This is a genomic window from Bacillus sp. FSL K6-1106 (genome assembly GCF_038005245.1).
GTDB lineage: Bacteria > Bacillota > Bacilli > Bacillales > Bacillaceae > Bacillus > Bacillus altitudinis.
In genome coordinates this window covers 43773-67582 of sequence record NZ_JBBOSV010000003.1, presented here as the reverse complement: position 1 = coordinate 67582, position 23810 = coordinate 43773, and the positions used below count along the sequence as shown (strand labels likewise).

Annotated in this window: 22 protein-coding genes; 14 read left to right on the top strand and 8 right to left on the bottom strand. The window is 40.8% G+C overall.

Features of this window, described 5'->3' with window-relative positions:
* Positions 1 to 7: 7 nt before the first annotated feature.
* The 3 genes from MHI20_RS18605 (at position 8) to MHI20_RS18595 (ending at position 2969) form a co-directional block, all read left to right on the top strand.
* Positions 8 to 571 carry a TetR/AcrR family transcriptional regulator gene (locus MHI20_RS18605; RefSeq protein WP_025206681.1) on the top strand — a complete coding sequence of 188 codons (564 nt, stop codon included), beginning with the start codon at positions 8 to 10 and terminating at the stop codon, positions 569 to 571.
* Positions 572 to 651: 80 nt separating this feature from the next.
* Positions 652 to 1674, top strand: coding sequence for a quercetin 2,3-dioxygenase (locus MHI20_RS18600; RefSeq protein WP_340940527.1), 1023 nt, complete (start codon positions 652 to 654; stop codon positions 1672 to 1674).
* A gap of 161 nt (positions 1675 to 1835) precedes the next feature.
* Positions 1836 to 2969 carry a zinc-dependent alcohol dehydrogenase gene (locus tag MHI20_RS18595; RefSeq protein ID WP_035390568.1) on the top strand — a complete coding sequence of 378 codons (1134 nt, stop codon included), beginning with the start codon at positions 1836 to 1838 and terminating at the stop codon, positions 2967 to 2969.
* 21 nt (positions 2970 to 2990) lie between these two features.
* Here the strand turns inward: MHI20_RS18595 and MHI20_RS18590 are convergent, their stop codons facing one another.
* Positions 2991 to 3428, bottom strand: coding sequence for a MarR family winged helix-turn-helix transcriptional regulator (locus MHI20_RS18590; protein ID WP_024719020.1), 438 nt, complete (start codon positions 3426 to 3428; stop codon positions 2991 to 2993).
* Between the two features lie 262 nt (positions 3429 to 3690).
* Here MHI20_RS18590 and MHI20_RS18585 point away from each other — a divergent pair, with 262 nt between their 5' ends.
* From MHI20_RS18585 to MHI20_RS18570, 4 genes are all read left to right on the top strand, one after another.
* Positions 3691 to 5199: a class I adenylate-forming enzyme family protein gene (locus MHI20_RS18585; RefSeq protein ID WP_340940522.1), complete on the top strand. Its 1509-nt coding sequence runs from the start codon at positions 3691 to 3693 to the stop codon at positions 5197 to 5199.
* Between the two features lie 67 nt (positions 5200 to 5266).
* Positions 5267 to 6649, top strand: a complete 1383-nt coding sequence (locus MHI20_RS18580; RefSeq protein ID WP_159145359.1) for an amino acid permease — start codon at positions 5267 to 5269, stop codon at positions 6647 to 6649.
* 100 nt (positions 6650 to 6749) lie between these two features.
* Positions 6750 to 7115, top strand: coding sequence for a VOC family protein (locus MHI20_RS18575; protein ID WP_340940519.1), 366 nt, complete (start codon positions 6750 to 6752; stop codon positions 7113 to 7115).
* Between the two features lie 113 nt (positions 7116 to 7228).
* Positions 7229 to 8089, top strand: a complete 861-nt coding sequence (locus MHI20_RS18570; RefSeq protein ID WP_340940517.1) for an alpha/beta fold hydrolase — start codon at positions 7229 to 7231, stop codon at positions 8087 to 8089.
* 39 nt (positions 8090 to 8128) lie between these two features.
* Here the strand turns inward: MHI20_RS18570 and MHI20_RS18565 are convergent, their stop codons facing one another.
* Both MHI20_RS18565 and MHI20_RS18560 read right to left on the bottom strand, forming a co-directional pair.
* A complete protein-coding gene (locus tag MHI20_RS18565; protein WP_017358609.1) occupies positions 8129 to 9556 on the bottom strand; it encodes an alanine/glycine:cation symporter family protein in 1428 nt (475 codons plus the stop codon).
* A gap of 33 nt (positions 9557 to 9589) precedes the next feature.
* Complete coding sequence (locus tag MHI20_RS18560; RefSeq protein WP_008342152.1) at positions 9590 to 10570, bottom strand: glutaminase; 981 nt, start codon at positions 10568 to 10570, stop codon at positions 9590 to 9592.
* A 517-nt stretch (positions 10571 to 11087) separates the two neighbouring features.
* On the opposite strand from MHI20_RS18560, the gene MHI20_RS18555 reads away from it, so the two are divergent.
* The 3 genes from MHI20_RS18555 to MHI20_RS18545 all read left to right on the top strand — a co-directional run bounded on the left by MHI20_RS18555 (position 11088) and on the right by MHI20_RS18545 (position 14602).
* Positions 11088 to 12374 (top strand): ATP-binding protein, encoded by a 1287-nt coding sequence (locus MHI20_RS18555; protein WP_144679703.1) that lies wholly within the window; start codon positions 11088 to 11090, stop codon positions 12372 to 12374.
* Positions 12375 to 12378: 4 nt separating this feature from the next.
* Positions 12379 to 13317 carry a response regulator gene (locus tag MHI20_RS18550; protein WP_072367535.1) on the top strand — a complete coding sequence of 313 codons (939 nt, stop codon included), beginning with the start codon at positions 12379 to 12381 and terminating at the stop codon, positions 13315 to 13317.
* A 193-nt stretch (positions 13318 to 13510) separates the two neighbouring features.
* Positions 13511 to 14602, top strand: a complete 1092-nt coding sequence (locus tag MHI20_RS18545) for an SEC-C metal-binding domain-containing protein (protein WP_251211056.1) — start codon at positions 13511 to 13513, stop codon at positions 14600 to 14602.
* Positions 14603 to 14650: 48 nt separating this feature from the next.
* Here MHI20_RS18545 and MHI20_RS18540 read toward each other — a convergent pair whose 3' ends face one another.
* Positions 14651 to 15691 carry a DUF4352 domain-containing protein gene (locus MHI20_RS18540; RefSeq protein WP_326111480.1) on the bottom strand — a complete coding sequence of 347 codons (1041 nt, stop codon included), beginning with the start codon at positions 15689 to 15691 and terminating at the stop codon, positions 14651 to 14653.
* Between the two features lie 498 nt (positions 15692 to 16189).
* Here MHI20_RS18540 and MHI20_RS18535 point away from each other — a divergent pair, with 498 nt between their 5' ends.
* Entirely contained in the window at positions 16190 to 17119 is a 930-nt protein-coding gene (locus tag MHI20_RS18535) for an aldo/keto reductase (protein ID WP_326111478.1), read from the top strand.
* Positions 17120 to 17154: 35 nt separating this feature from the next.
* On the opposite strand, the gene MHI20_RS18530 is transcribed toward MHI20_RS18535, so the two are convergent.
* Both MHI20_RS18530 and MHI20_RS18525 read right to left on the bottom strand, forming a co-directional pair.
* Complete coding sequence (locus MHI20_RS18530) at positions 17155 to 18120, bottom strand: sensor histidine kinase (protein WP_340940511.1); 966 nt, start codon at positions 18118 to 18120, stop codon at positions 17155 to 17157.
* Between the two features lie 11 nt (positions 18121 to 18131).
* Positions 18132 to 18833: a LytR/AlgR family response regulator transcription factor gene (locus MHI20_RS18525; protein ID WP_135226913.1), complete on the bottom strand. Its 702-nt coding sequence runs from the start codon at positions 18831 to 18833 to the stop codon at positions 18132 to 18134.
* Between the two features lie 160 nt (positions 18834 to 18993).
* On the opposite strand from MHI20_RS18525, the gene MHI20_RS18520 reads away from it, so the two are divergent.
* Positions 18994 to 19734 (top strand): ATP-binding cassette domain-containing protein, encoded by a 741-nt coding sequence (locus tag MHI20_RS18520; RefSeq protein WP_041508193.1) that lies wholly within the window; start codon positions 18994 to 18996, stop codon positions 19732 to 19734.
* A complete protein-coding gene (locus MHI20_RS18515; protein WP_017366551.1) occupies positions 19734 to 20915 on the top strand; it encodes an ABC transporter permease in 1182 nt (393 codons plus the stop codon). The genes MHI20_RS18520 and MHI20_RS18515 overlap by 1 nt, the downstream gene beginning before the upstream one ends.
* 56 nt (positions 20916 to 20971) lie before the next feature.
* Here the strand turns inward: MHI20_RS18515 and MHI20_RS18510 are convergent, their stop codons facing one another.
* Both MHI20_RS18510 and MHI20_RS18505 read right to left on the bottom strand, forming a co-directional pair.
* Positions 20972 to 21523: a hypothetical protein gene (locus MHI20_RS18510; RefSeq protein WP_340940501.1), complete on the bottom strand. Its 552-nt coding sequence runs from the start codon at positions 21521 to 21523 to the stop codon at positions 20972 to 20974.
* Positions 21524 to 21754: 231 nt separating this feature from the next.
* The gene (locus MHI20_RS18505) at positions 21755 to 22816 is read right to left on the bottom strand and encodes a DUF4352 domain-containing protein (RefSeq protein ID WP_024719008.1); all 1062 of its coding nucleotides are present in this window, start codon (positions 22814 to 22816) and stop codon (positions 21755 to 21757) included.
* Positions 22817 to 23355: 539 nt separating this feature from the next.
* Between MHI20_RS18505 and MHI20_RS18500 the strand changes: the two genes are divergently transcribed.
* Positions 23356 to 23784 carry a cell wall hydrolase gene (locus MHI20_RS18500; protein ID WP_008342138.1) on the top strand — a complete coding sequence of 143 codons (429 nt, stop codon included), beginning with the start codon at positions 23356 to 23358 and terminating at the stop codon, positions 23782 to 23784.
* The last annotated feature ends 26 nt before the right edge of the window (positions 23785 to 23810 follow it).

The following is a 23810-nucleotide window of genomic DNA, read 5'->3' as shown; positions in this document are numbered from 1 at the left end:
GTCACACGTGAGTACGAAGGACAAAATCATTCAAACGGCCGCACTTCTTTTACGTAAACAGGGGTATCATGCGACAGGGTTGAATCAAATCATTAGAGAGAGCGGCACGCCGAAAGGATCTCTTTATTATTACTTTCCAAATGGAAAAGAAGAGCTAGCCATAGCAGCCGTTGAATATATGAGTCAAAGGGTCATCGATCAAATTGAAGAAAGCTTTGCCTATTCTGATGACCCATATGTCGCCGTCGATCATTTTATGACAAATATCATTAGGGGTTTTATGGAGCAAGAAAGTGAAAGAGGGATACCGATTGTCTTACTGGCGGCAGAGTCAAAACCTGAACATACAAAACTTCATGCTGCATGTAAACAAGAAATGATCCGCTGGCAAGAGCTTGTCAAAGAAAAGCTGATGAATAGCGGATATGATGAAACAAAAGCGGATGAGCGGGCATCTCTCCTTCATTCAATGGTCATCGGCGGATTATCAATGACTACTGCATTAAAGCAAACGACACCTTTAGAGCACGTAAAATGTTACCTTAGACACTTATTTATGCGAGAAGAGTAAAATCTCTCGCATATTGCCTATCTATTATATCAATTGGTCTATATAATAAAGATAGTCAATTAGTCATGAGGAGTGATGGGATGTCGGAGCAACCACAATCGATCAAGCGATCCGAAGATACCTCTTTTTATACCGTGTCCGGTTCGGGGGAGCTGTATGGTTTGGAAAATCAGCTTGTACATGTGCTGGCAGAAGCAAATCAAACAAATCAACTGTTTGAGCTTGTCTTAATCACAGGTGGGAAAGGTGCTTACTTTCCGCTGCATTGTCATGAGACGCTATTTGAAACCATCTTTGTGCTGGAAGGGAAGCTGGAAGTGATACTGGACGGTAAAAAGTATATGGTGACGGCCTGTGATTATATTCATATTCCGCCTAAAACAATTCATGGCTATAGAATGCATAGTCACAAAACAAGGTTTATTTCTTATACACTGGGCGGGCAAATGACAGATGTCTATCAGCAAATCGGAAAGAGGCTGTTGCAGAATGAATGGTCGATGACTGATAGCCCATTTGATGCAGACAGCTTTCATCAGGCTGAAAAAGAAAACGATCTCATGTTGATACACGGCATAAGGGAGCTATCCAATACAACCAAGCCAGCTGTTTTGTTTCATAGTCAGCTCCCGCGCGCAGTGCAGCCATATGTGCTGGAGGCTGGTGAAGGAAAGCAATACTTGGTCGAAGGTCAGCTTCATGAGCTGATTGCGACAACGGAAACAACAGGAGACGGATTTAGTTATTTTGTGATTGAAGGGACAAAGGGAAAAGGGTTACGTTCGCATTATCATGAAATGCATACAGAAGCACTTTATTGTGTTGAAGGCAGAATAAATCTTCAGTTAAACGGAGAAAATATTTGCTTGATGCCGGGGGATTTTGCCTATATTCCTCCGAATACCGTTCACTCGTATGAATTCGTATCTCATTCAAATAAAATATTGGTTTTGCTGCTGCCTGGCTATATTGAGCAAGTGTTTGAACAATTTGAAGAAGCACAAAGTCCAGGTATGTGCCCTTATTTTATACAGGAAGGGGACATGATGGAGGGTGGGGAGACCTCTGCTCAGTATGATTTGGTGTTTGTCGAAGAAAAATAGCTGTGTAACGCGTTACACATATTGAAGTAAACAACCTGCTGAATCAATCGGCGGGTTATTTTGTTTTCCCTTGTGGAACAGCATCCCTATTCATATGTATGAACCATCCATTCAAGGTGAAGCTATAGACATGATGACCTTAGCTAAAGGAGGAAATGCAGATGAGAGCTGTCACCTATCAAGGGAAAAGCCGCATTGCGGTGAAGGAAGTAGCTGCGCCATCTATACAAGATCGTGAAGATGTCATCGTTCGGATAACATCTACAGCAATTTGTGGGTCAGATTTACATTTATATCAAGGGAATTTCCCGCTTCCTATCGGCTATGTGATTGGGCATGAACCGATGGGGGTGGTAGAGGAAGTCGGGCCGGATGTCACTGCGGTGAAAAAGGGAGATCGTGTCGTCATTCCATTTACCGTGGCGTGTGGTCAATGCCAGTATTGCCATCACCATTTAGAAAGTCAATGCGATCACTCAAATCCCCATTATGATTCAGGCGGACTTTTTGGATACAGTGAGAAATATGGGAATTACCCCGGAGGACAGGCTGAATATTTACGTGTGCCCTTTGGAAACTATACACCATTTAAGGTGCCGGATGATTGTGAGTTAGAGGATGAACAATTGCTGTTTTTATCAGATGTTCTGCCAACTGCTTATTGGAGTGTAGAACACGCAGGTGTAAAAAAGGGGGATACGGTCATTGTGCTAGGATGTGGACCTGTTGGGTTAATGGCACAGCAATTTGCTTGGCAAAAGGGCGCAGAGCGGGTCATTGCTGTTGATTACATAGACTATCGCCTTCACCATGCAAAACGAATGAGCGGCGTAGAAGTATTTGATTTTACAGAAGACCCTGACATGGGAGAAACCCTAAAAGAGCTCACAAAAGGTGGGGCGGATGTTGTCATTGATTGTGTGGGGATGGATGGGAAAAAGTCACCGCTTGAAAAGATTGAACAGAAGCTCAAGCTGCAAGGCGGAACGATAGGGCCCATTCAAATTGCCACAAAAGCCGTGAGGAAATGCGGGACTGTTCAGCTGACGGGTGTGTATGGAGGTCTTTACAATATGTTCCCATTGGGTGCTTTTTTCGCAAGAAACGTCACGCTGAAAATGGGACAGGCGCCAGCGAGAGGGTACATGTCAAAGCTTTATCAAAAAGTGACAACCGGGGAAATTGATCCTAGAGCGATCATCACACATCAATTGCCGCTAGATGACGCAGCTCATGCGTATCACATATTCAATGAAAAACAAGATGATTGTATAAAAGTCATCTTAAAGCCATAAAAAGAAGGCTTAGGATATTTCCTAAGCCTTTAATGTATACTCGTCCATCATTTTTTCGATTAATTCAAAAAATGTTTTTTTATCTTCTTCTGATAGGTGATTGAACAGTTGATTGACAAGTAGCTGACGATTGTCGATCATTTGTCTGGCGATTTGTTCACCTGATTCAGAGAGTGTAATCCATACCGTACGGCGGTCATTGTTATTTCTAGAGCGGATAATCAGCCCTTCATCTTCTAAGTGATTGAGAGCGGTTGTTGTTGCGGAGGGAGATAATGAAACTTCCTGCAGAATATTTTTCACAGTACATGATTGATGGCGGTAGATGATGCGTAAAATAAACCCTTTTACATTCGTGACGTTTTTCGGGATATTCTCTTCATCTATTCGTTTCGTCGCTTTTAAATACTTTGTCAGTGCATGGTCTAACAAACTTGCCTCTAGCTCGAAATGTTGCATTCTCCATACCTCTTTTCCTATTGCATTCGCATTTTCCGATCAATTACTAGGTCTATCTTATCATAATAAGCATCATCATTTAAACCAAAATGGAAGACGGCTATAAAATTACCTATATTATCAATTAATAAAAGGAACAATTCCAAAATGAAATGATTTTACTTTCACCTTTTTTTATTTTAGAATGTGAATGAGATAAAATCTGCCAATCCAATTCACTGGAAATTGGCTATTGGACATCAAACGTTTGGAGATGAAGATATTGAATACTTTACAGGCATTACTAAACGACAGAATGGAACGCTCTTCACAAATTGAAGCGGTAACTGGCGGAGGTGTGTCTTATACATTTGAAGAATATGCAAAACGCATTGATCAGCTGGCACATTACTTACACCGTAAAGGAATTCGAAAAGGTGACCGGGTGTGCTTTATTTGTCAAAACCATCATCACTTTTCTACGATTATGCTGGCAGCCATTAAAGCAGGTGCAGTCGCCGTACCGCTTAGCTGGCAGCTTACCTCTTTTGAGCTAGAAGGTATCTTGAAAAAAGCAGAGCCAAAGGCTTTATTTTTTGACCGTGAATTCCGTGACATCATTGCGGCAGTGAATGTGTCTTTAGAAGATTGTCTCATGGTGGAATCTGGTGTCAATGCGAAAACAACACAGCTGTTTGAAGACATATTGGCGTCTAATGATGGAAGTGATCTTGCTGAACAGGTATCAGAAGAAGATTTGGCCATGATTTTATTCACCTCAGGTACAACAGGTAATCCAAAAGGCTGTATGGTCGGACATGGACGAATCTATCAATTTTTAACACGACGTGGGAATCGAGGATTTGATCTGAAAGGAAAACGGTACTTGGCAAGTCATCCGCTGTATCATATGAGTTCAATTAATCACCTGATTGCAGCTGCAATTGAAGGGTATACGTTAGTCTTCTTACATGATGCAACACCGAAACGCATTTTAGAAACGATTGAGAAAGAAAGAATTACGTTTATGATGGCTTTCCCATCAGCTTATACGTACATGCTAGAAGAAATGAAGCGCGGTTCGTACGATCTCTCATCTTTTGAAATTGCGATTTCTGGTGGTACGAAGGTACCGGTACGCTTAATTAAAGATTACAAAGAAGTAGGCATTCAGATGATGCATGGCTATGGAAGTACAGAAGCGTGGGTTGTGAGTGCGTGGCATCCAGCGATGGGCGAGGATAAGATGGGTTCTGCTGGTAAAGTGGATCCGGATGTAGAAGTCAAAATCGTGCATCCTGAGACAGAGGAGGCGCTCCCAGCTGGAGAAATTGGCGAGGTCGTCATGAGAAGCCCATTTTATTTCTTAGGCTACTATCATCAACCTGAAGCGACAGAGAAAGTGCTCAAAGATGGCTGGTTCCATATGGGGGATGCAGGCTATCTGGATGAAGACGGTTTTCTTTATATCACAGGGAGATATAAAGATGTGATTCTATACGGTGGGGATAATATTTATCCTGACCAAGTGGAAGAGGTCATTGATCAAATTCCAGGTGTAATTGAATCTGCTGTCATTGGGGTACCAGATGACTTATATGGTGAAGTACCAAGTGCGTATATCGTAAAAGACGAATCTGTCAATTTCTGCGAAGAAGATGTGGTGAATTACTGCAAGGAACGTTTAGCAGATTACAAAGTGCCATCCATTCATTTCACACAGGATCTACCAAAAAATAAACTTGGTAAAATCATGAAGAAAGATTTACGTGAATTGGTTGTGAATGCGTAGGACCTATTCTGCTATAATGAAATTTGAATGATTTTTTTGTTTTTCTAACGTTTTGGAGGGAAAGGGTTTGCGACATATACTTCGTAAGAAACACATTCACGATTTGTTAGAACAGAGCAGACAGCAAAAGGTAAAGAAAACACTGGACGGGCTCGATCTCACGCTCCTTGGCATAGGGGCTGTGATTGGGACGGGGGTCATGGTGTTAACCGGAATTACAGCAGCTAAGGATGCAGGACCGGCTGTTATTTTCTCCTTTGCGATCGCAGCGATTGTGTGCAGTTTAGCAGCACTTTGTTATGCAGAAATGGCTTCCGCGCTGCCTGTGTTCGGCAGTGCGTACATTTATTCATATACCACAATGGGTGAACTCGTAGGTCATCTCATGGGATGGACGTTATTATCTGTTTATATGCTGACTGCTTCAGCTGTAGCGAGTGGCTGGTCGAGTTATTTTAACAGCCTGCTGGAGGGGTTTGGAATCTCAATTCCACATCAATTTTTAGCTGGTCCAGAACAAGGCGGATATATGAATTTGCCAGCAATTATCATTGCTTTACTCATTGCGTGGATCCTATCTAGAGGAACGAAAGAAAGTAAAAAATTCAATAATATCATGGTGTTTGTGAAACTTGGCATTATTGTTCTTTTCATTGTAGTAGGTGGTTTTTATGTAGAGCCAGCCAATTGGCAGCCGTTCATGCCGTTTGGTACGGAAGGGATTATTGCTGGTGCCGCTGCTGTGTTTTTTGCCTTTTTAGGGTTCGATGCCATTTCGGCTTCTGCAGAAGAGGTGAAAAATCCACAGCGGAACCTGCCAATTGGCATTATTGGTTCATTGCTCATTTGTACGATCATTTATATTGTCGTTTGTTTGGTCATGACAGGCATGGTGCACTATACGAAGTTGAATGTGACAGAGGCAATGTCTTATGTATTGCAAAGTGTCCATCAACATAGCGTGGCTGGTATTATTTCTGTCGGTGCTGTGATTGGATTGATGGCTGTGATTTTCGCCAATAATTATGCGGCAACTCGAATTGCTTTTGCGATGGGGCGGGACGGGCTTTTGCCTAAAGTGTTTTCTAAAACAAACAAAAGTGATACACCTGTTGCCAGTATATGGGTGATTGGCGGGATGACAGCTGTTATTTCAGGGTTTATTGATTTGAAGGATCTGTCCAACCTAGCCAATATCGGTGCATTATTAACGTTTGCGATGGTGAGCTTATCCGTACTCATTTTGAGAAAGACACATAAACAGCTGGAAAGGGGATTCCGGGTTCCGTTTGTACCGGTTTTGCCAATTATCTCGATGGGCTGTTGTGTGTTTCTGATGCTCAATTTACCAGGCCGGACATGGCTGTACTTCGGGGTTTGGCTGATGATCGGTGTCGTCATGTACGCAGCGTATTCTAACAAACACAGTGAATTAGCGAAATCTGCTTGAGAAAAAGGTGCAAATCCGTTGACGATTTGTGCCTTTTTTCATACGATTTGGGATAAGCTATATAAGAGATAATGAACGGAACAAGAGGAGGATGAGGGAAATGATCAGCGTTAGTCCTTATATTGTTGTAGAAGACGTCAAAGAATCTCTTCAATATTATCAAGGAATTTTTGGCGGAGATATTCGTATCTTAAATGAACATCAAGACCGTGTATTGCATGCTGAACTGCACCTTGGAGAATCACTGCTCCACTTTTCAGATACATTTGGCCACACACCAAAACCGGAGAATCTTCGATTGATCATGCAGTTTGACAATGAGGAAGAGTTAAAGGCTGTATACGAGGCGCTTGAAGCTGACGGAGATGTCCTTGTGGAATTACAGGATACGTTTTTTGGCGCACTTCATGGACAAGTACAAGATCGGAAGAATGGTTTGATATGGGTGCTGAATTATATGAAATAAATAAAGACCTTCACCCTTGTGAAGGTTTTTTTGTGAGTGTTTTTATTTTCTGAAAAATGGAAAATATGCTATGTTGGAAGAATGATAAGACATGGGGAAAGGGTGGAAAAGGAATGGATCAAGTTGAGTTTCAATATATTCAAACAAACGGCATAAGGCTCCATACGGCAATGGCTGGTCCTGAAGATGGCCCACTGCTGGTTCTGCTGCATGGATTTCCTGAGTTTTGGTATGGTTGGAAAAATCAAATCCGCCCCCTGGCTGAGGCAGGGTATCGTGTCGTTGTTCCTGATCAAAGGGGATACCATCTGAGTGACAAACCGGAAGGAGTTGAATCATACGTCTTAGACAAATTAAGAGATGATATCGTGGGATTAATTAAGGCGCTGAGCCCAAATCAAAAGGCCATTGTCGGCGGACATGATTGGGGCGGAGCGGTTGCTTGGCACCTTGCTTCAACCCGTTCTCAATATGTAGAGAAATTAATCATCGTCAACATGCCGCATCCCCGTGTGATGATGAAGGTCCTTCCGTTTTATCCGCCGCAGTGGAAGAAGAGCTCTTATATCGCGTTCTTTCAGCTTCCAAATGTACCAGAGGCAGCCCTTCAAGAAAATCACTTTCAAAGACTGGATGAAGCCATTGGACTGTCTGCTAGACCTCATCTGTTCACGAAGGAAGATGTCTCAAGCTATAAGCTGGCATGGACGCAGCCGGGAGCCATTACGTCTATGTTGAATTGGTATCGAGGTATTAAAAAAGGCGGCTTTGAAAAACCGATTTCCAAACGAATTCTCGTGCCTGTCCGAATGATTTGGGGAATGGAGGACAAGTTTCTAAGCAGAAAGATCGCAAAAGAAACGATCAAAATTTGCCCAAATGGACAGCTGATTTTTGTCGATGATGCCACTCATTGGATCAATCATGAAAAACCAGATGTCGTGAATAAGCTCATACTCGAATTTTTAAAATAAAGAAATAAGCTCTGATCATATGACCAGAGCTTATTTGTTTTATCCGATTTGATTCTTTTTCAAGGAAACAGGTTCGTCGTCCCAGCATTCAATCTCTTCATTGTTTGGAACGGCATTTTTATAGAAAACAGGATCTTTGCCTTCTTTTTTCTGTCGCATGTAATCCTTCAGTGCTGCAAAGGCGACTTTGGACAACATGGTAATGGCAATGAGGTTGACGATGACCATGAGACCCATGAATAAGTCGGCTAGACCCCAAACGAGAGGAACAGTGGCAACAGCTCCGAAAAGAACCATGCCAATGACAGCAACACGATAGATGTTGAGCCAAATTTTATTCGCTCCCAAGAACTCAATGTTCGTTTCACCATAGTAATAGTTACCGATTAACGTACTAAAAGCGAATAAGAAAATCATGATCGCCAGGAATCCAGAAGCCCAAGGCCCAATGTGCTGGCTTAATGAAGCCTGAGTTAGCTCAATTCCTTCCAGATTGGTTGTTTTATACGCATCAGAGAACAGAACAAGAAAGGCTGTACTTGTACAAATAATTAACGTATCTGTTAACACACCAAATGCTTGGATTAATCCTTGTTTGACTGGGTGGCTCGTGACAGCAGTTGCTGCTGCGTTAGGGGCACTACCCATACCGGCTTCGTTTGAGAAGAGACCGCGTTTAATCCCTTGTAACAATGCTCCACCTAATGTACCGCCGGCAAACTGTTCAAATCCGAAAGCATGCTTCACAATCGTACTGATGACACCTGGTAGTTCAGTGATATTTGTGATAATGACAAAGAAAGCAATCCCGATGTAAGCAACGGCAAGAAAAACGACAATATATTCAGATGCTTTTGCAATCGCTTTGATTCCTTTGAAAATAATGAACGCAAAAATAACAGCCATAACGATTCCGACAGTTAAACGATCTAGGCCAAAAGAGTTTTTAAAAGCGACGGTGATTGTATTTGATTGCACTGCGTTAAAGACAATCCCAAAAGAGATCGTGATCAGGATGGCAAATAAAATCCCCATCCAGCGCTTATTTAACCCTTTTTCCATGTAATAAGCAGGTCCACCGCGGAATCCTGTTTTATCTTTTACTTTATACACCTGAGCTAGTGTACTTTCAACAAAGCTTGAAGCAGAACCGATAATCGCTACGATCCACATCCAGAAGATTGCGCCAGGTCCACCGATCGCAATAGCGATGGCAATCCCTGTGATATTCCCTGTTCCTACACGTGCTGCCATACTGATGGCAAAAGCTTGGAACGGTGAGATTCCCTCTTTTTCTTTTCTTCCTTCTTTTAGAACACGCAGCATTTCTTTGAGCATTCTGACTTGCAGGAAGCGTGATCTATATGTGAAGTAGACCCCTACTCCAAGTAACAGAGCAATGATTAGATAAGTCCAAATAAAATCATTTGTAGTTGTTAAATAAGATAGCAAAGCTTTTTCGTTCATAACATCACCTCTTCGAATTCATCACTGTTCTTTTTAAAAAATACTGAGATCCCACTCTTTGGCGAGTTTCTTCAGCATCATGACACCGGTAATACTATTTCCACAATCGTCAATGGCGGGACCATAAATGCCGATACCGCAGCCTGTCTGAAATGGGAATTCTCTTCTTGCGCTTGGCGGAACGCAAGCCATGATTCCTCCAGACACACCACTTTTGGCTGGAACGCCTACGAAAGCGGCAAAATTACCAGACGCATTGTACATGCCGCATGTCAGCATCAATGCCTTTGTTAGTCTTGCGATATCTTTTGGGATGACTTGGACTTGTTTAAAGGGATGGTAGCCATCACTTGAAATAATCAGTCCAATCAAGGCGATGTCCTCTGTTGTGACCTCAATGGAACATTGCTTTAAATACACTTCTAACGTGTCCTCGACATCTGATTCTAAGTAATTGGTTTCTTTTAAATAATAAGCAAGTGCCCGGTTGCGGTGTGCAGTTGCCCATTCTGATTGATAAACCTCTTCATTAACAGAAGGACGCTTCCCTATTAAGTTTTCGATTAAATCGAAAATATATGCTAGCTTTTCTGTAGAAGTCTTTCCAGGAAGGATGGAGGATACGGTAATAGCTCCAGCATTAATCATTGGATTAAAGGGCTTCCCTGGTTTATGCATCTCAAGGCGGTAGATGGAATTAAATGCATCACCAGTTGGCTCTACATCTACCCGATCCAAGACGTACGGAACGCCTCTTCCTAAACAGGCAGCTATAAAGCTGATGACTTTTGAGATACTTTGCAGGGTAAAGGGAACGTCCCAATCACCATAACGTACAGATGATCCATCTGGGCCTATCACGCTGATACCAAGTTGAGAGGAATTTACTTTTCCGAGTGCTGGAATGTAGCCAGCGTTCTGCCCGTTTTTGTAATACGGACGTATTTCTTCTGCCCATTGATCAACAGAAGACTGGCATGCGTGTTGTGTATTATTAGAAATTGCTGTTTTCATACGATTCCTCCAATCAAAAATCAAAAAGTACCCTATTGAATTGGCGGATGACAAAAAATGCGATCAAATAGGCACGAAAACATGTTACACATCTTCAAAGAACTTGTCATGCGCTGCTTGTACCACTCCTTTACACCTAAATATATGTTCAAATGAAGGCTTTGGCGGCGAAACAACAAAAAGGGTTTTTAGTGAAAATTCAGAAAACGCTTACATATAGTTTCACTAAAATTGTTCATTCAATTTATCTTGGAAACTACACAATCTGACGAAAATCTACAGAAAAACTTACAAATAAAAATCAGTCTGCATGTAATTGTCTAAACAATTCCCATTATTGTAGACAATCTCCAAATCGTAGAATAGCTGAAAGGTCACCATGCCTTCTCGGAGAATAGTCATAAAAAATGATTTTGAAGAGAGAAGTAGCCGTGAAAATAATTTTTTTGCTCATTGTGAAGCAAAGAGTCTCCTTGTATACTGTGGCTATGTAAACAGGGGAAGGGATGTCAGTCATTTGAGTTTAAACCAGCTTGTCAAAAAAGACGCATTTATTTTGATTTTTATGATCGTCATTGTGCCGCTTGCGGGAGAGCTGAAGTTTTATCCTGTGAATGAAACATTTCGTATTAGTTTTGGGGCACCTGCGTTTTTCTTTTGCTTATTACTTTTAAGAAAATCAAGACCATTGCTGCCAGGGTTTTTAACAGGCGCAGCCATTGTCCTATTTCGGGTAGGTTTAGATCTTATTCAGCAAAAAGCTGATCTGGCTCTGTCATTTTATCAGCAGTTTCCGAGCTTCTTTTTTTACTTTACTTATGCTTTTCTTTTCTTTGTTGTCCAAACAGGACGTTTCAAGCAGCGTTCCATTTTTATTGGGCTGATCGGACTGATGATTGAACTGCTTGCTGATTTTGTTGAGCTGTTTGTACAATTTTTAGTGTTTGATACAACCATGACTTTCTCAAAGCTGAGTGATATGATCCTCATTGCATTTGCTCACAGCTTCGTGGTCATCAGCTTTTTTAATATGATGAGGCTGTATGAGGCACAATCAAGAGAGAAACAAATCATGAAGCAAAATGAGCATATGATGATGGTCATTTCAAATTTATATGAGGAAACAGTTCATCTAAAGAAAACGCTAAATCATACAGAGCACATAACGCAAGAATCCTATCGGCTCTATCGTCTGCTGAATGAACATGAGGCAGGAAAGAAAGTGAGTCAGGAGCTGCTGAAGCTTGCAGGGGAAATACATGAAGTTAAAAAGGACAATCAGCGTATATACGCTGGGCTTTCAAAGCTGATTTCAAAGGAAAACATGCAAGATTATATGAGGGCAGAGGATCTTGTTCAAATCGTGATTCGCATTCAAGAGAAATATGCGCTATCTCTCGGGAAGAACATTTCCTTTACATCTGATATAAAAGGCATTCACTTGCATGAGTATCATGTGTTCATTTTCTTATCGCTGATTAATAATTTAATGGCAAATGCAGTTGAAGCAATCAAGGATGATGGAGCCATCTCACTCGTATTAAAAGGCAGTCATGATAAAATAGAGATTCGGGTCGAGGATGATGGACCGGGTATCCCTGAGAAATTGAGAGAGATTGTATTTGATCCTGGATATACCTCAAAATTTGATGCATATGGAACACCGTCAACTGGGATTGGCTTATCCTATGTGAGAGAGCTGGTTCAAGAGCTGGACGGTCAAATCCAGATTGAGCAGAAAGAAACGAAAGGAACAGCTTTTCAGCTTGTCCTTCCGATAAAAAATTTAATACAGAGAGGGTGAGTGTATGCGATTTTTCATTGCAGATGATGATCGTGCAATACGCTCGATTTTAGGTCAGATCATTGAGGATGAGGATCTAGGAGAGGTCGTGGATGAAGCTGATGACGGCATTGGATTAGAAGCGCATTCATTGAACCTGAAAAAAGTAGACATCCTTCTGATTGATCTTTTAATGCCAGCTAGAGACGGCATTCAAACCATACGCCATATTCACCCTGAATTCAAAGGCAAGGTCATCATGATATCTCAAGTAGAAGCAAAAGAGATGATGGCAGAAGCCTATGAACTTGGAATTGAATATTATATTCATAAACCCGTCAATCGAATTGAGATTGTCAGTGTCATTCGAAAGGTCATGGAGCGGATCAAGCTCGAAAAATCAATTTACGATATTCAAGCTTCTCTTCGGCATGTGCTGCCATTAGAGCCAGTGATTTCTCATGAGATAGGTACTGGATCAAAGCGAAGAACGATGAAAGAGGCAGGGGAATTCCTCCTATCTGAATTAGGAATTGTCGGAGAGAGTGGCTCTAAGGATTTACTAGAGATATTGATCTACTTACATGAAACGCAGACAGCCAATTCTCATGAGGTGAATTTTCCGCCATTAAAGCAGCTATTTATCAAAACGGCGGAACGAAAGCTTGGTCGTGGTGCGGCGGATGTGGAAGTGATGCGGGAAGTGAAAGCAGCAGAGCAGCGAATTAGACGAGCCATCCATCATTCCTTAAATCATTTCGCATCACTTGGGCTCACAGATTTTTCAAATCCTAAATTTGAGCACTATGCGTCGAAGTTTTTTGATTTCACTGATGTCAGCCAAAGGATGAAAGAAATGCAGAAGACTTCTTCATCTGCAGGGTCAACAGGCAGAGTCAATACGAAAAAGTTCGTGCAAATCTTTTATTTTGAAGCAAAGCAGCTATTCGAAGGGATGAGCTGAGGGAAATCTATTGGAATGATTGGAGAAAATAAACAGAGACAGAGTGCTTTTGACTATGAGCCGCCTTGCTCTTTTAGACGTCTTTGTTATTTATCTGATCATTCTGATTTTTCTTTTTTCTTGAAAATAAAACTCTCCTGTGCAATCGTTTGTTAAAATAGTGAGGTTAGACTAGAATGTCGGAGGTTTTATTTTGGGAAAAATTAAACGAAATGCGCTCTGCCCATGCGGAAGCGGAAAAAAATATAAACATTGCTGTGGTCAAAAGTCAGGCGGAGAACAAACGTCTGAGCTTGTGTTTAAGGAAGCTGTACAAGTTCAAAAGGATTTAATGAATTATGCGTTCTCTAAGCATCAGAGAGCGATCAATCAATTCATTAATGAGTTTTCTTTCCTAGCAGATATGGATAAAGAAACGCAACAAATCTCAGTCTTTCATTTGAGTGTATGGGGCATTTTCTTCCGCCCATTAACAGATAAGAAAGAGACTATCTTCCAAGAATTCCTGACAAAAAAAGCAGAAGATATTACCCGTCCTAAAACAAGACAAGTGGTTGAATCTTGGACAGACATGGAGCCATCTTTGCTTTTATTAAATGAAAAAACGGACGAGTCTCTTTACTTTGAGAATATGGTGACAGCTGAGAAGGTTGAAGTTGATGTGAAGCCGGATCAAACCGTGCTCCCTGAGAAAGGTAGTCTTGTTCTAGGTTTCCCTGTTCAGTTTGAAGAAAAAGCAGAGTTTTTCATTCAATATACGATGTTCGCGAAAGAGTTTACTGATACGCTTCTTCTTCAGGTTCGCCAGCTCGTTGAAGCACATGAGGCAAACGGAGGAGCACGTAGCACATTTATGAGAGAAGCCTTCCCTGAAGTGCTGAAGTGTATGTTTGCGAAGCAAGAAGCTGAAGAAATAGAAGCGCCTGCTCAAACAGAAGGAAGTACAGTAGGACTATCAGCAGATCGGATGGACTGGGCTAGTGACGTTCAGTTGGAAACAGCCAAGCTGATTGAAGACGGGATGAAAGAGCACGGTGACCAAAGCCTGACAGATGGCGCTTTAACAGTTTGGAAAGCTTACTGTGATCAGAAAGCACCTGTGATCCGGAAAGCGGCGTCATTTGCTGCTGGAATCGAATATTATATTCATTCACTTGCAAGCGATGCCCCGCTTTCTCAAGCACAAGTTGCTAAAAAGTATGGCATTAGTGCGTCTACTGTATCGAGCCGATTTAAAGATATTGAAAAAGCGGTCAAAGAAGAGCAAGAGACGACTGTATCATAGCATGAAAAAAGACGCGGTACCTTTCAAGGAGCCAGCGTCTTTTTTTCATCATCTTGTTTTAATAAAACCACTCATGTATTGCTCTGTATTATAATCATTGAGGTCAATTTTCCACTGACCATCTCCGTTACGTTTCATTTTCACTTCATACTCAGCAGGGCTTGAGACTGGAGGAAGCTTTTCAAACTCAGATGCGTACATATTCAAGCTTTTCTTATACAATTCTTCTTTCGAACGGATTTTGCCGTTGTAAAACTCATCTCTTTGTTTGTCTAGTTTGTCTTTTAAGTTAGAAGCATCAATACCGGTTACTTGAGCGACAACCTTCGCTTCGTCATCTGAGATGGTTTTCACACTTGTTTCCACTTTCGCTTTATCCTGCATTGTATTTTGCATGCGTTTGTACATGGATAAAATATCGCGGTCACTGACTTCGTTTCCATATATGCCTGCACTTCTTTTAAAGTCTTTCACAAACATTTCGTGATATTTATTAACGACATCTGATTGATTGTCACCTGTTAATTCTGAGAATTGATCATTCTTTTTGTCAAAAACAATGAGATCTGTATAAGCAGATAGTGCTTTTGCTGGGTTATCTAGCTTTTTCGCTGTGTCCAGTATCTTTTCGCCATCTAGTTCAATTTCGATCGAATCGCTGTTTTTCTTGATGCTATCTTGGTACACGAACTGATATTTTTTGCCTTTATCTACTAGGAAATAAAGAGCTCCTGATAGTGATTTCCCTTTGTTCAATGACCCAAGATCAAGGCGGTCTTTACTGCCGTAGAATTTTAAATCAGAGACTTTGGCATCGTCCTGATAAAGGGTGAAATCAGAGTTATATAGTGAAAGGGCTTTGTCACCTTTGTTGGTGATCGTCAGGTTGACTTTTAACACCAATTCATTGTCTCGCAAGGTAGTGGTTGAGTCTTCTGGTAACGTATATTCGTAGCTATTCACTTTTACCTCTGCTGTTTTTGTTGATTTTTGGTCAGCCTTTGTTGATTTTGCTGAGCTCTGGCAGGCTGCAGAGATGATCATCACGAATGAAATCATGAGGAGTGCACTTATTTTTTTAAGATTCACAGTTGATGCTCCTTTGCTTTTCTTTCGTCATTTTCTTCCCGCTATCTGACTGAGAAAAAAGAAACAGATAGAATGGTATATTCGGGTGTTAAAGGGGAAAATCTCCTAATGACGATTTGCACTATTCATTCTATCGAATTTCATTCGTGATGAGGAATAGGTTTTAGTCCCTATCTTTGATAGATTTTTACACAAATACCTATAAAAAACGGAATTTAATAAGTAAAATATACTAGTTAATAAGAATTAATTTATCTATTTATCATGGGTTTTAAATGTTTTGTGTGTAAAAATCTTGAAACGGAGGTAGTTTTCATTTTAAAAGATGTGTTAGGATTCACATCGCAAAACTTTTCGTTTAAGTATATCTTCATCATACGAATCTTTTTCTTTCAAAGCGTCCACCTTCAGATTGATTTTCAGAGAGCAGAATACTTGAATGTTGAAAATGATTCATGGGAAAATAAGGATGATTAAGCAGATAAGGGAGATGAGCTTTTGAAAAAAGTAACGCTTGGACGAACTGATTTACAGGTGAATCCGATAGGGCTTGGAACAAATGCAGTAGGTGGCCATAATTTATTCCCGAATCTGAGTGAAGATGCAGGGCGGGAGCTAGTAGAAAATGCTCTTGATCATGGTGTCAATTTCTTAGATTCTGCTTTTATTTATGGGCTGGGCCGTTCAGAAGAATTGATTGGCGAGATCATTGCCAAAAGAGGCGGCAGAAAAGAACTGGTTCTTGCGACAAAAGGGGCTCATAAAGAAGTAAACGGGCAAATTGAACTGGATAATAGCCGTGAATTCTTAAGACAGCAGGTCGAAGACAGCCTGAAGAGGCTCCAAACCGATTATATTGATTTGTACTATATGCATTTCCCAGACGGCCGCACGCCGCTGGATGAAGTGGCAGGTACTTTAAAGGAATTGAAGGATGAGGGGAAAATCCGGGCAATTGGGGCATCAAACCTTGATTTTGAACAGCTTCAAACCTTTAATCGAGATGGATACTTAGACGTGCTTCAATCAGAGTATTCTCTGCTGAAACGTCAGGCCGAGCAAGACCTTCTCCCATACTGCGTGGAGCATGGGATTTCCTTTATCCCTTATTTTCCATTGGCGTCAGGCCTGTTGACTGGGAAGTTTACAAAGGATGCGACATTTGATGATATTCGAGCAAAGGACCCGCTTTTCCAAGGCGATGCTTTCCTTCAAAACCTCGAAAAAGTAGACAAACTGAAGACCATTGCGCAATCAAAACATGCCGAAACAGCCCATGTAGCGCTGGCGTGGCTGTTGGCGCAGGATGGCATTGATGCCATTATTCCTGGTGCAAAACGAGCCGAGCAAGTCTTACAAAACTTGAAAACAAACGATGTTCAATTAACAAAAGAAGAAATCAACGAAATCGATCAGATCTTTTCATAATATAAAAAATAAGGTGCCAAGTAGCACCTTATTTTTTATGCCATTGTGAGAGGAATCTTGATCACGAGCCTCAGGTTTGGAGAACGATACGTAAAATCAAGCGTGCCGTCTGCCTTTTCAACAAGCTGATGAATGATATAAGTACCCATACCTTGATGATCACCGCCTTTTGTCGAGCGGCCAAACGTCTTGAACAGATGATCTAATACGTGTTTTTCCATGCCCTTAGTACTGTTTTCACAATGAATCAAAAAGAGCCCGCTCCGGATGGAAGTCGTGATCGAGATGCTTCCCTCGTTCCCAGCTTGCTTCGCTTCAATAGCGGCGTCTAATGCGTTATCAAGCAGGTTGCCAGTAAAACTCACCTGATCCGCTTTAGAAAAAGGAAGAGAAGAAAAGGGTGCTTGAAGATCTAGTGAAAGGGCAATGTCCTCTTTTTCAGCCCGTTGGAAAAAGGAATGAAGGGTGGAGGCCAAATAAGCATTTTCCCCTTTGATCCAAGGAAAATGTTTCACGTATTGCTGAATCAAATCTTTGATCTCATGCTCGTCATTCGATGCGGAAAAGGCATTTAAATGTCTAGCTGTTTCATGGTGTTTACTTCGCAGCTCAAGCAGCAAGTCATTGGTTCTCGACTCAGCATGAATCAGCTCTTGAAGCCGTCCATTTAATCGTTGCTCCGCTTGCATCACCTTGAAGGAAAGGAGATCGGCTGTCAAAATGATGATGACAGTTAAAAGATGGCTTAGTCCATTTCCGTGCGTGAGAAAAAGTGAAATGCCTGAACAGGTGATGAGCACAAAAGCGCCTAATATCACGTAACCACTGATACCTAGCCAAAACCTTTTGTAAATGAAAAAGGTGTAAAGGCACATGATGCAAAAGGTCAGAAGCCACACCATGCTTGATGACAAAGGCAGAACAGCTTTAGCAGCAGCTTGAACTGCAAGACCGAGCCAGATGAGCGTATATATGCGAAATCCAAGATAGAAAGCGTTCACGTTCGTTCTCCTTAAAAGTAGTATTTCTTAAAGTATTCTAATTGCTGCTTCGTCATCATGGCTTTTTTATCAGTCCCTTCAAAAGACACGATAAATGAATTTTTGGCATACGCCGAAAAGTTCTTAATGTAATGAATATTGATGATAAACGAGCGGTGGGAGCGGATAAAGTCTTTCTCAGCTAAATCACCTTTTAACTCGTTGAGAGTTTGGTATGTTTGAATATCTCCTGTTGTTGTGACAATGGTCGTCGACCTGCCAGTACGTTCAACAAAGATGACATCCTTTTTTTGCAGTACATGGATATTTGATTGCTGCTTGATGAGAAGCCGTCCGTGAATGCTTTTCTCCTGCTTGGTGGACATGTAGCGCTCTAAGGATTTGGCGATTCGATCAGCTTGATAAGGCTTCATAATATAATCATGGACATTCAAATCAAAGGCATGGACAGCATACCCACTGTTTCCCGTCACAAATACAACATCCACATTCAGTGCATGAGAGTGAATAAGGTCTGCTAATTCATAGCCTGACATGCCAGGCATCTCAATGTCTGCAAACAATAGATCAATGTCGCCCTGTTTGACCTTCTCATATGCCTCCTCCGCTGACTGCGTCACAAAAACGATGTCAACGGCATCCATTCTGCCGACAATGGCATGCAGCTTTTCTAAATCCACTCGGTAATCATCGACAAGACCTACTTTTATCATAAAAATCACCTATGACTCTTCTTATTATTTGTCTATTTTACCATTTGTTTTTTAAAATGGATCATTTCAAGACAGAAAAAGGACGTTTCGCGACATTTTTATGTCAGACAGGCGGTATTTTTTCTATCATAGACGTAGATAGTCGAAAGGGGCGAACCAAATGATTACTCTCAGCGATTGTAGTTGCTGGTTTACAGATAAGAAAAAAGTCGTAAAGGCGATGAAACATATGACATTCTCCGTGAAGGAAGGAGAAGTCGTCGGCATCTTAGGAGAAAATGGAGCGGGGAAAACCACATTACTACGCGCCGTTGCCACATTATTAGAACCTACGCACGGATCAGTCACTGTCGCAGGCTTTGATACAGTCAAAGAAGCAACTGAAGTGAAGAAGCGAATTGGGGTCTTATTTGGCGGTGAGACGGGACTTTATGACCGTTTGACGGCTCGTGAAAACCTTGAATACTTTGGGAAATTATATGGCTTAGATCAGCATGAAATCAAAGCAAGAATTGAGGATTTAGCAAAGCGATTCGGGATGAGGCAGTACATGGATCGCAAGGTAAAAGGATTTTCAAGAGGGATGAAGCAAAAGGTGGCGATTGCCAGAACATTGATTCATGACCCTGACATTATTTTGTTTGACGAACCGACAACAGGTTTAGATATCACATCGAGTAATATTTTCAGAGAGTTTATTCATCAGTTGAAACAGCAAAATAAAACGATTCTATTTTCAAGCCACATCATGGAAGAAGTCAGCCTGCTTTGTGACAGTGTCATGATGATTCATCAAGGGGAGCTCGTGTACAAAGGAACGCTTCCAGAATTATATGCACAGGAACAAAGTGAAGACTTGAATTACATCTTTATGTCGAAGCTCGCAAGGGGGAATGCATAATGTGGAAAACCGTCTTTTTAAAAGAAATGACAGATTCGCTCAGAGACAGGAAAACGTTGCTCTTAACAGTGTTGATCCCTCTTTTGACGATGCTCGGACTCGTGTTTTTCTACGAAAGCATGATCGCTGATCCAGGCGATAAAACGTATACAGTCGCAATCAATGAAAAGCTTCCGTCCGATATGAATGACATGATCAAAGAAGTGAAAAACCTGAAACTTGAAACATTTGATGACCCGCAGCAAGCCGTTAAAGACGGTGAGGCAAATGCTTATCTAGAAATACCAAAAGATGCAGGCGATATGCTTCAGCATCAAACATCGTTTGCCATTAAAGTCCATGGGTATCCAACAGATGATGATTCAGTGATTGCGGTTCAAATGCTGCAATCATTGCTGGAACAATATCAAAATCAAGTCGTAGAAAAGCGTTTGGCACAGGATCAGATCAAATCGTCAGTGATTCATCCGTTTGAGGTGCAATCGGTTGATGTGCAAGAAGGAGAGGACGGGGATGGAGAAAACGGGGTGACCACCATGCTGCTGTCGATTCTCCTTCCAATGATTTTAGTGACGTCTGTGATCTCAGGTGCTTTGCCAGCTGCGCTTGATATCGTAGCAGGTGAAAAGGATAGAAAGTCAATTGAAGCTTTATTCCTGACACCGGCCAGCAGACTTCAGCTTTTAATTGGAAAATGGCTAGCTGTTTCTATGTTTGGTATATTAAGTGGCATTGTGGCGATTGGCATGCTGCTGCTCTCTACATTGCTCTTTACAGAAAAACTGAAACAAGCGCTGAACTTCGGAGATCAAGTGTGGAGCATCATCGGTGTTATGTTTGCGGCATTAATTATTTTCTCATTCATGGTATCCATGATTGAACTGCTGCTCAGTGTCGTTTCAAGCTCAGTGAAAGAAGCACAATCGTACATGTCCATGATCATTACACTAGGTGTGATTCCGATGTTTTTCACCATGAGAGCAGGCGCTACGCAGCTAGATACGTATTACTTTGCGATCCCATTCCTTAATATTCACGCACTATGCAAGCAATTGATGTTTGGCATCGTTGACCCGATGTCAATTGCCCTGACGCTCGGCTCCTCGGCGCTGACAGTGATGATCTTGTTTGTCATCGTGAGAAGTTTGTTTATGAAAGAGAAATGGATGCTTGCGAAATAAAGAAACGCCCTCTATGATAGAGGGTGTTTTTAAGTGAATGCCGATCACCGTATGTTTTAGTCTAGGAAGCCGAATTGACCCAAGTTCTCTAAATAAAATTGAAAATACTCGTCATGAATATCAACTGGATATTCTTCTAACTCATTTTCAATAAGTGCACCTACAATTAAAGCATTTATATACCTATCAAGCTTTTCGCAACTAGCTCTTACGGTAAATTCTGAAACATATACTCCATCTTTACTTTCTAAAATAATATCAATTCTTCTACCTTCTTGTTCATCAAGCAATAAGTGATTATATTCCCATTCTTTTACTTTTTTGGGATTAAAAGGATGGAGGCGGTTGTGAAGTACTTGTTCACGATGATCCTTTTTTTCCTCATTCGAAAACAATTGAATCAATATACTCGGATCATCAATGACAAAACATTTATATATCTTAGTATATTCAAAGTGATCATCATTTACTAAATCTAAAATCTTTGTTTTTGAAAATTCTCTAGCTTTAAATTTAGACGTTATCATCTCAACGACTTGTTCTTTAGTAAAAGTCAATTGATCTTTTTTATATAAATACTGTTTATATAGCTTTTCGTAATGATACATGATTCACCTCTATTTACTATTTAACAGGACATCCTTAGAAAGCATGAGCTTTTGGAGTCCTTTTATAGGGATGCCAGTGATAATAATACCCTTTTTGGGGCTTATTTTTGTATTTATCTACTTCTTTAAATCGTGTACCTTTTGTATTAGCTCCAGCTGCAATACTTCTTGTCTGTCGCTAACCAGATGATAAATTATAACAAAAAACCCCCGGGAACCGGGGGTTTTTCTTTAGTTCTTGATGAACTTTTCAACCAATGAGCTTGTTTTGTAGTCGTTCAAATCAAGTTTCCATTGGTCGATATCGTTTTTCTTCATGTTCACTTCTACTGTTTCTTCAGAAGATGATGGTCCTAATTTTTTAAATTCATCTGGATAGATTGAAAGTAGATATTTCTGAGCATCATCATAAGATGCTGTACGGTTTTTGCTGTAGAATTCAGTTGCTTTTTCTTTTAAACGATCGACAAGCGGGCTTGCATCAATTGGTGTAAGTGTCACAGTCACAACAGCTTTATCACCGCTGATTGATTTTGTTTTCGTTGATACTTTTGATTTTTCAGCTAATGTTTCTTTCACAGCTTTTAGAAGCTTATCAAGGTTTTCGTCTTTTGCTGAGCTAGATGAAATACCAGAAGAAGAAATGTAGCCTTGTTTGAATGATTTATCAAATTCGTTTACGACAGTTGATTTGTTATCACCTGTTAGTTTTTCGAAATCGTCATTTTTCTTACCAAAGATCATGACATCAATATAAGAAGAAAGGGCTTTTGCAGACGCTTGAAGTGTATCTGCCTTTTTCATCAAGTCTTTTCCTTTAATATCGAATTCTAGTGTTTTGTCATCTTTTTTCGATCCAGTACCAGGCTCTGTGTAAACCAATTGATAGTCTTTTTCTTTATCAACCACAAAGAAAAGACCACCTTTTGATACTTTACCTGCATTTAGAGAGCTTGAAGATAATACTTCGTTGTAGTCATCAGGAGAGATGGTAGACACCTGAGCGTCATCTTGGTAAAGCGTAAAGTTGCTTTTATCCACATTCAATGGTTCTTTGCTGATGTTTTTTACAGATACATTCACTTTTAGGACATATTGATCATCCTGAACAGATGTATCGTATTGAGGTGGTAAAGTGTACTCAGCACTTTCTACTTTTACTTCAGCTGCATCAAGAGATTTTTTTGTATCGCTTTCTTTCGCAGCAGTTTTGTCTTTTCCACCACTACAAGCAGCAGCGACAACAGTTACACACAAAATCAGAAGAAACAGGGATAATTTCTTTTTAAACATGAGATGTTTTCCTCCTCGGGTTTTATGGTGAAATTCATTGGAAAGCTTTAGTTCATATCGTTCTTTTTGCACAAAAAGAAAAATACTGTATGTTTTTTACTGTAGAATGAAGCGAAAGTACTGTCAATACCTCAGTGCGTTCGAAACGTTCATCCACTTCAAGTAGTAAAAATGACACTATGTTGAGAGGAGAAATGTGTATTTTATTGTTTGAAATCTCCTGTAAAAACTCAACATTTTATATTTTAAGGTTTTGAGTCGGATTATTGAATAGGTTCAAATGACTGTTTTTGAAAAAGATGTAGCAAATAGAAGGATTTTTATGACTTGTAAATGAGTCGTTAGTAATGAATATTTTTTCCTGTGATGTGTATGATCACTAGGTTTGTGTGTTGTTGACATAGAGACACTTGTCCAGCGAAATGTTGAGGTATTTAGACAGGCTCTCGACACGGAATGTGTCTTTTCCCTTCAAAATGGCAGTCATCTACACAGAAACCCTACATAAAATAAAAGAGAAATGAATGGGAGGTGGATGTATGGCAGTGGTAAGAGCGACAAGCTCTGATATTGATTTAATGGCCAGACTGCTGAGAGCCGAAGCGGAAGGTGAAGGGAAACAAGGGATGCTGCTTGTAGGAAATGTAGGCATCAATCGTTTGCGTGCCAACTGTTCTGACTTTAAAGGGCTGCGTACGATTCCACAAATGATTTATCAGGAGCATGCGTTTGAGGCAGTCACGCATGGCTATTTTTATCAGCGAGCACGAGAAAGTGAAAAGACACTTGCACGGAGGAACATTAATGGTGAACGTTTTTGGCCAGCGAAATTCAGCCTTTGGTATTTCAAACCGCCTGGAAATTGTCCATCCACTTGGTACAATCAGCCGTTTGTGGCAAGGTATAAGTCACATTGCTTTTACCAGCCCACAGCTGAAACATGTGAGAATGTTTATAACACCTTTTAGCTTGATGAACAGCACAATCCTTTGTA

Excerpts from the sequence above, each read along its gene's own strand:
- MHI20_RS18565 (WP_017358609.1), bottom strand. The coding sequence starts at position 9,556 with ATGAACGAAAAAGCTTTGCTATCTTATTTAACAACTACAAATGATTTT.
- MHI20_RS18575 (WP_340940519.1), top strand. The coding sequence starts at position 6,750 with ATGATCAGCGTTAGTCCTTATATTGTTGTAGAAGACGTCAAAGAATCT.
- MHI20_RS18505 (WP_024719008.1), bottom strand. The coding sequence starts at position 22,816 with ATGTTTAAAAAGAAATTATCCCTGTTTCTTCTGATTTTGTGTGTAACT.
- MHI20_RS18520 (WP_041508193.1), top strand. The coding sequence starts at position 18,994 with ATGATTACTCTCAGCGATTGTAGTTGCTGGTTTACAGATAAGAAAAAA.
- MHI20_RS18500 (WP_008342138.1), top strand. The coding sequence starts at position 23,356 with ATGGCAGTGGTAAGAGCGACAAGCTCTGATATTGATTTAATGGCCAGA.
- MHI20_RS18550 (WP_072367535.1), top strand. The coding sequence starts at position 12,379 with ATGCGATTTTTCATTGCAGATGATGATCGTGCAATACGCTCGATTTTA.
- MHI20_RS18595 (WP_035390568.1), top strand. The coding sequence starts at position 1,836 with ATGAGAGCTGTCACCTATCAAGGGAAAAGCCGCATTGCGGTGAAGGAA.
- MHI20_RS18525 (WP_135226913.1), bottom strand. The coding sequence starts at position 18,833 with ATGATAAAAGTAGGTCTTGTCGATGATTACCGAGTGGATTTAGAAAAG.
- MHI20_RS18570 (WP_340940517.1), top strand. The coding sequence starts at position 7,229 with ATGGATCAAGTTGAGTTTCAATATATTCAAACAAACGGCATAAGGCTC.
- MHI20_RS18510 (WP_340940501.1), bottom strand. The coding sequence starts at position 21,523 with ATGTATCATTACGAAAAGCTATATAAACAGTATTTATATAAAAAAGAT.
- MHI20_RS18560 (WP_008342152.1), bottom strand. The coding sequence starts at position 10,570 with ATGAAAACAGCAATTTCTAATAATACACAACACGCATGCCAGTCTTCT.
- MHI20_RS18515 (WP_017366551.1), top strand. The coding sequence starts at position 19,734 with ATGTGGAAAACCGTCTTTTTAAAAGAAATGACAGATTCGCTCAGAGAC.
- MHI20_RS18600 (WP_340940527.1), top strand. The coding sequence starts at position 652 with ATGTCGGAGCAACCACAATCGATCAAGCGATCCGAAGATACCTCTTTT.
- MHI20_RS18590 (WP_024719020.1), bottom strand. The coding sequence starts at position 3,428 with ATGCAACATTTCGAGCTAGAGGCAAGTTTGTTAGACCATGCACTGACA.